We start from the raw sequence: 5,612 nt of genomic DNA, 5'->3' as shown, positions 1-5,612 counted from the left end.
CCCGGCTGTAGCTCGACCAGTTCGTTGTGCGAAAAAGAGGGATCGGCTTGCTCATAGAGCCAACCTAACCCGCTGACTCACAAACATGAATCCATGAGCCGGCCGGATAGTGCAACAAAGCCCATCACCTATATCTTACAGGGGCGTGACCGCGAGGCACGAACAACTCTGAACGGCATATTCAGCGAGGCTGAGATCAAAGCAGAGATAAAGACATTTTCTGCTGTTCGTAAGAAACTGTCGAAGGGCGAGGCCGTGGGCCATCTGATCTTCAACTGATCTCCGGGCCCAGCCATGTCGTTCCGACAAACGGATTTCCCTTTTCTCTGGTCCAACAGAAAGGACCAGAGAAAATCTTATTCAGACAGAAACACCCTGATCGCAGCCGGCCGCTTATACGCGATCAGCTGGCCTGCACATTCGCGGGCACCTTTCGCACCGAATTATCAGCTTCATCCATCGGAATATGCTTTCCCGCATTGGCCGGCGTGTAGTTCAGGATCGGCGCGAGCCAGCGCTCGGCCTCAGTCGGATCCATGCCCTTTCTGGCTGCATAGTCCTGCACCTGGTCCTTTTCGACCCTGGCAACACCGAAATAATAGCTGTCAGGGTGACCAATATAGAGACCTGACACCGAAGAGCCCGGCCACATTGCCATGCTTTCAGTCAAAGTTACACCGGTTGCCTCTTCGGCCCCCAACAGCCGGAAGAGGGTCAGCTTTTCCGTATGATCGGGCTGCGCCGGATAGCCCGGCGCAGGGCGGATGCCACGATAGGGCTCGCCAATCAGTTCATCCGGGGTAAGCGCCTCGTTCGGGCTATAGCCCCAAAGCTCTTTGCGAACACGTTCATGCAGCATCTCTGCCATTGCCTCGGCATAACGATCGGCCAATGCCTTAACCATGATCGCACCATAGTCATCATTGTCGCGCTCATATCTGGCTGCGATCTCCTGCTCTTCGGGCCCGGCGGTCACCACGAAGCCACCGAGATAATCCTGCACACCCCGGGGGCCGACAAAATCCGACAGGGCAACATTCGGCCGCCCCTCACGTTTGGTGGTTTGCTGGCGCAGGCTGTGGAACGTGGCAAGCGGCTGGTCGCGCGTCTGATCGGTATAAAGCCGGATGTCGTCCCCTTCGGCATTGGCGGGCCAGAAACCGACGACTGCGCGCGGACGGAACCATCGCTCGGCAATGATCCGGTCCAGCATTGACCGGGCGTCGTCAAACAGTTGCCGCGCGGCCTCACCTTGCTTTTCATCGTCCAGGATGCGGGGGTAGACGCCCTTCAGCTCCCATGTCTGGAAGAAAGGGGTCCAGTCGATATAGCGGGCGATCTCTGCCAGATCCCAGTCTTCGATCACCTTCGTGCCCAGGAACTGCGGTGCCGGAACGCTGTAGCCCTGCCAGTCGATTTTCAACGCATTCGCCCGCGCATCCGCCAGCGGCAGGCGTTTTTTGGCACGCTCAGCCCGCTCATGCCGTTCAGCGACCTCGATATATTCAGCGCGAATGTCTTCGATATAAGAGGTTTTCTGGGTCTCACTCAGCAATTGTGAGACCACACCCACCGCGCGACTGGCATCAAGAACATAGACCGCCTGACCGCGGCTGTAACGCGGAGCAATCCTGACAGCGGTATGCACTTTTGAGGTTGTCGCCCCACCGATCAGCAAGGGGATGTCAAAGCCTTCCCGCTCCATTTCGGCGGCAAGATGGACCATCTCATCAAGGCTGGGGGTAATCAGCCCTGAAAGCCCTATTATATCAATGTCTTGCTCTTTCGCCACCTGCAGAATTCTTTGCGGCGGAACCATCACGCCGAGATCGACAATCTCATAATTGTTGCAGGCCAGGACGACACCGACAATGTTTTTGCCGATATCATGGACATCGCCCTTCACGGTCGCCATCAGGATCCGACCCGCCGATTTTCGCGCGCCCCCACCCGAGGCAGCTTTTTCAGCCTCCATATAGGGCAAGAGGACGGCGACCGCCTGTTTCATCACCCGTGCGGATTTCACCACCTGCGGCAGGAACATCTTGCCCGCGCCAAACAGGTCACCAACGACATTCATTCCCGCCATCAGCGGGCCCTCGATCACATGCAGCGGGCGCTCGGCCTGAAGGCGCGCATCTTCGGTATCGGCCTCGATAAATTCGGTAATGCCATTGACCAGCGCATGTTCCAGCCGCTTCTCCACTGGCCAGTCGCGCCAGGCCAGATCCCGGACCTTTTCCTCACGCTGGCCACCACGGAACCTTTCGGCGATTTCAAGCATCCGCTCGGTCGCATCGTCGCGGCGGTTCAGGACGACATCTTCACAGGCCTCGCGCAGATCAGGCTCTATCTGATCGTAAACCGCCAGCTGACCGGCATTGACGATGCCCATATCCATGCCCGCCTGAATGGCATGGTAAAGGAAAACAGCGTGCATCGCCTCGCGCACGGGTTCATTGCCGCGAAAGCTGAAGGACAGGTTTGAGACGCCGCCCGAGATATGGCACCAGGGCAGATTTTGCCTGATCCAGCGGGTCGCCTCAATAAAATCGACGCCATAATTGTTGTGCTCTTCGATCCCGGTGGCGACCGCGAAAACATTCGGATCAAAGATGATGTCCTCGGGCGGGAAGCCGACCTCATCAACCAGGATACGGTAGGCGCGTGCACAAATCTGGGTCTTGCGTTCAAATGTGTCGGCCTGGCCCGTCTCATCAAAGGCCATCACGACAACGGCCGCGCCATAGGCAAGACAAAGGCCGGCATGATGCCGAAACTGCGCTTCGCCCTCTTTCAGGCTGATCGAGTTGACGATCGGCTTGCCCTGCACACATTTCAGGCCTGCCTCGATCACCTCCCATTTCGAACTGTCGATCATCACCGGCACACGGGCAATGTCGGGCTCTGAAGCGATCAGGTTCAGGAACTCGACCATCGCGGCCTTTGAATCGATAAGCCCCTCATCCATATTGATATCGATGATCTGGGCGCCGTTCTCGACCTGATCACGCGCGACCTCCAGCGCTGCGGCATAGTCGCGATTGGTGATCAGCTTGCGAAATTTAGCAGATCCGGTGACGTTGGTGCGCTCACCCACATTCACAAAGGGAATGTCCGGGGTAAGTGTGAATGGCTCCAGGCCGGAAAGACGCAGAAGTTGGCTCATTTCCGGATGCCTCGCGGGCTATAGGGTTTGACTGCGTCGGCTATGGCGCGAACATGATCGGGGGTAGTGCCGCAGCAACCACCAACAATGTTAACCAACCCCTCGCGCGCGAAGTCTTCGACCTGCGCCGCTGTTTCCTGTGGGCCTTCATCATATTGGCCGAAGGCATTTGGAAGACCGGCATTCGGGTAGGCGCAGATCAGCGTGTCTGCTACATTTGCCAGTTCAGCCAGATGCGGGCGCATTGCCTGCGCACCAAGAGCGCAGTTGAGGCCGACGGCAAGAGGCCGCGCGTGGCGCACGGAATGCCAAAAGGCGGTCGGCGTTTGCCCTGACAGTGTTCTGCCGGATGCATCCGTAATGGTGCCGGAAATCATGATTGGCAGCTTATAGCCCAACTCGGCAAAGACCGCATAACTGGCAAAAATGGCTGCCTTCGCATTCAGTGTATCAAAAATGGTTTCTATCAGGATGATATCTGCGCCCCCCCTGATCAGGCCCCGAACCTGTTGTTCATAAGCCTGACGCAGGTCATCAAAAGTCACCGCACGATAGCCTGGATTGTTTACATCCGGGCTGAGCGATGCCGTTCGGTTGGTTGGACCGACCGCCCCCGCGACGAAACGGGGTCGTCCATCTTCAGCCGTCGCGCGATCCAGTGCACGCCGTACAATTCGCGCACTTTCAATATTCAAATCATCAACGGCAGCCTCCATACCATAGTCGGCCTGGGCAATGACAGTCGCAGAAAATGTATTTGTTTCAACGATGTCCGCGCCAGCCATGGCATAGTTGAAGTGAATTTCCTCGATCGCGCCGGGCTGTGTCAGGACGAGAAGATCGTTGTTTCCCTTTTGTGGGTGATCAGAATGATGTCGGCAGCAGGAAGTCAGATTGGTTCCCGTGTAGTCGTCCTCACTGAGACCGAGCGCCTGAATCTGCGTGCCCATTGCGCCATCGAGTATCAGGATCCGATCCTGTGCGGTTCGTGCGAGCTCGGTAGCGATCGGCGTATAGGGCAAGTGAAAGGTTTGCATTGGACCGTGCTGATTGGGTTTTCCCCCTCATAGGACAGTCTTGACTGAGTAAAAATTCATATTCATGCAAATAATTATGAATTTTTTCGATTATCATGATCACTGCACCACAAACTCGGCATGCAATGCCCCTGCCGCATTGATGCTTTTCAGGATATCAATCATGTCATGCGGCTGTACGCCGAGTGCATTCAGTCCGGCCACAACCTCAGAGAGGTTCGTTCCGCCTGCCACTTCGGCCAGCCCTCCGCCATCGGTCTGTATTTCAGCGTTGCTACGTGGGACAACCACGGTCTCGCCATCTGTGAAAGGATTAGGCTGCACGACAAGCGGATATTCCTCAACCCGCAACGTCAGGTTGCCTTGTGCCACAGCAACCCGACTGATCCGAACATCGGCCCCGATAACGATGGTGCCCGACCTCTGATCAACCACAACGCGAGCTCTGGTGGCAGGATCAATCCGCAATGTTTCCACGCGGGCAATTGCATGTGCCGGAGAGCCACCGCCAATGCGGGACAAATCGAGTGCAACCGTGCCTCCATCAAGCATCGACGCTGCACGTGAACCAAACTCCTGATTAATTACACGCTCTATCCGAGCGGCGGTGGTGAAATCGGCGTTCTTCAACGCGAGACGCAGCACCGAAACCTGATTAAAATCGAAGGACACCTCTCGCTCTACCCGTGCGCCAGATGGAATTGACCCTGCAGTAGGGACACCCTGAACCACACGAGCAGCCTCGCCTTCGGCAGATATTCCACCCGCAATTACTGTTCCCTGGGCTACTGCATAGATCTGACCATCCGCCCCATTGAGTGGTGTCATGACAAGCGTGCCACCCAACAAGCTTTTGGCATCTCCGATTGCAGACACTGTAACATCGATACGAGAGCCAGCGCGTGAGAAGGGGGGAAGTGTAGCGGTCACAAAAACTGCCGCCACATTTCGTGGCCGTGAAGCCTCGCCAACGACATTCACACCAAGTCTTTCCAGAAGGTTCGCCATGATTTCTTCGGTAAATGGAGAGTTTCGAAGCCCATCCCCAGTACCGTTCAGGCCAACTACGAGTCCATAGCCGACCAGATCATTTCCTCTTACCCCATCAATTTCGACGAGATCTTTTATTCTTACCGGCTGTGAATATACCGGATAATTAAAACCGATCATGCAAATACATGTCATGATCGAAAAGATATTTAAAATTTTTGTAAATTTCTCTCTCACCGGAGATAACTCGTCAATGTGAGTTGAGACAGACGCGCGGTGATTGTATAGAATGGGCTTTGTTGCACTATCCGGCCGGCTCATGGATTCATGTTTGTGAGTCAGCGGGTTAGGTTGGCTCTATGAGCAAGCCGATCCCTCTTTTTCGCACAACGAACTGGTCGAGCTACAGCCGGGCC

At 55.8% G+C, this 5,612-nt stretch carries 4 protein-coding genes; 1 reads left to right on the top strand and 3 read right to left on the bottom strand.

Annotation, left to right across the window (positions count from 1 at the left end):
- Nucleotides 1-93: 93 nt before the first annotated feature.
- Complete coding sequence (locus tag HOY34_RS21615; protein WP_172366717.1) at nucleotides 94-279, top strand: hypothetical protein; 186 nt, start codon at nucleotides 94-96, stop codon at nucleotides 277-279.
- Nucleotides 280-403: 124 nt separating this feature from the next.
- On the opposite strand, the gene metH is transcribed toward HOY34_RS21615, so the two are convergent.
- The 3 genes from metH to HOY34_RS21600 form a co-directional block, all read right to left on the bottom strand.
- The gene (gene metH / locus HOY34_RS21610; protein WP_172366715.1) at nucleotides 404-3,169 is read right to left on the bottom strand and encodes a methionine synthase; all 2,766 of its coding nucleotides are present in this window, start codon (nucleotides 3,167-3,169) and stop codon (nucleotides 404-406) included.
- Complete coding sequence (locus HOY34_RS21605; protein WP_172366713.1) at nucleotides 3,166-4,206, bottom strand: homocysteine S-methyltransferase family protein; 1,041 nt, start codon at nucleotides 4,204-4,206, stop codon at nucleotides 3,166-3,168. Before HOY34_RS21605 ends, metH begins: the two co-directional genes overlap by 4 nt.
- Nucleotides 4,207-4,305: 99 nt before the next feature.
- Nucleotides 4,306-5,391, bottom strand: coding sequence for a flagellar basal body P-ring protein FlgI (locus HOY34_RS21600; protein ID WP_172366719.1), 1,086 nt, complete (start codon nucleotides 5,389-5,391; stop codon nucleotides 4,306-4,308).
- Nucleotides 5,392-5,612: the final 221 nt, after the last annotated feature.

The sequence above is a fragment of the Pseudogemmobacter hezensis genome (genome assembly GCF_013155295.1).
In the GTDB taxonomy this organism is placed as follows: Bacteria; Pseudomonadota; Alphaproteobacteria; order Rhodobacterales; family Rhodobacteraceae; genus Pseudogemmobacter; species Pseudogemmobacter hezensis.
This window is presented reverse-complemented; position numbering and strand designations above follow the sequence as displayed.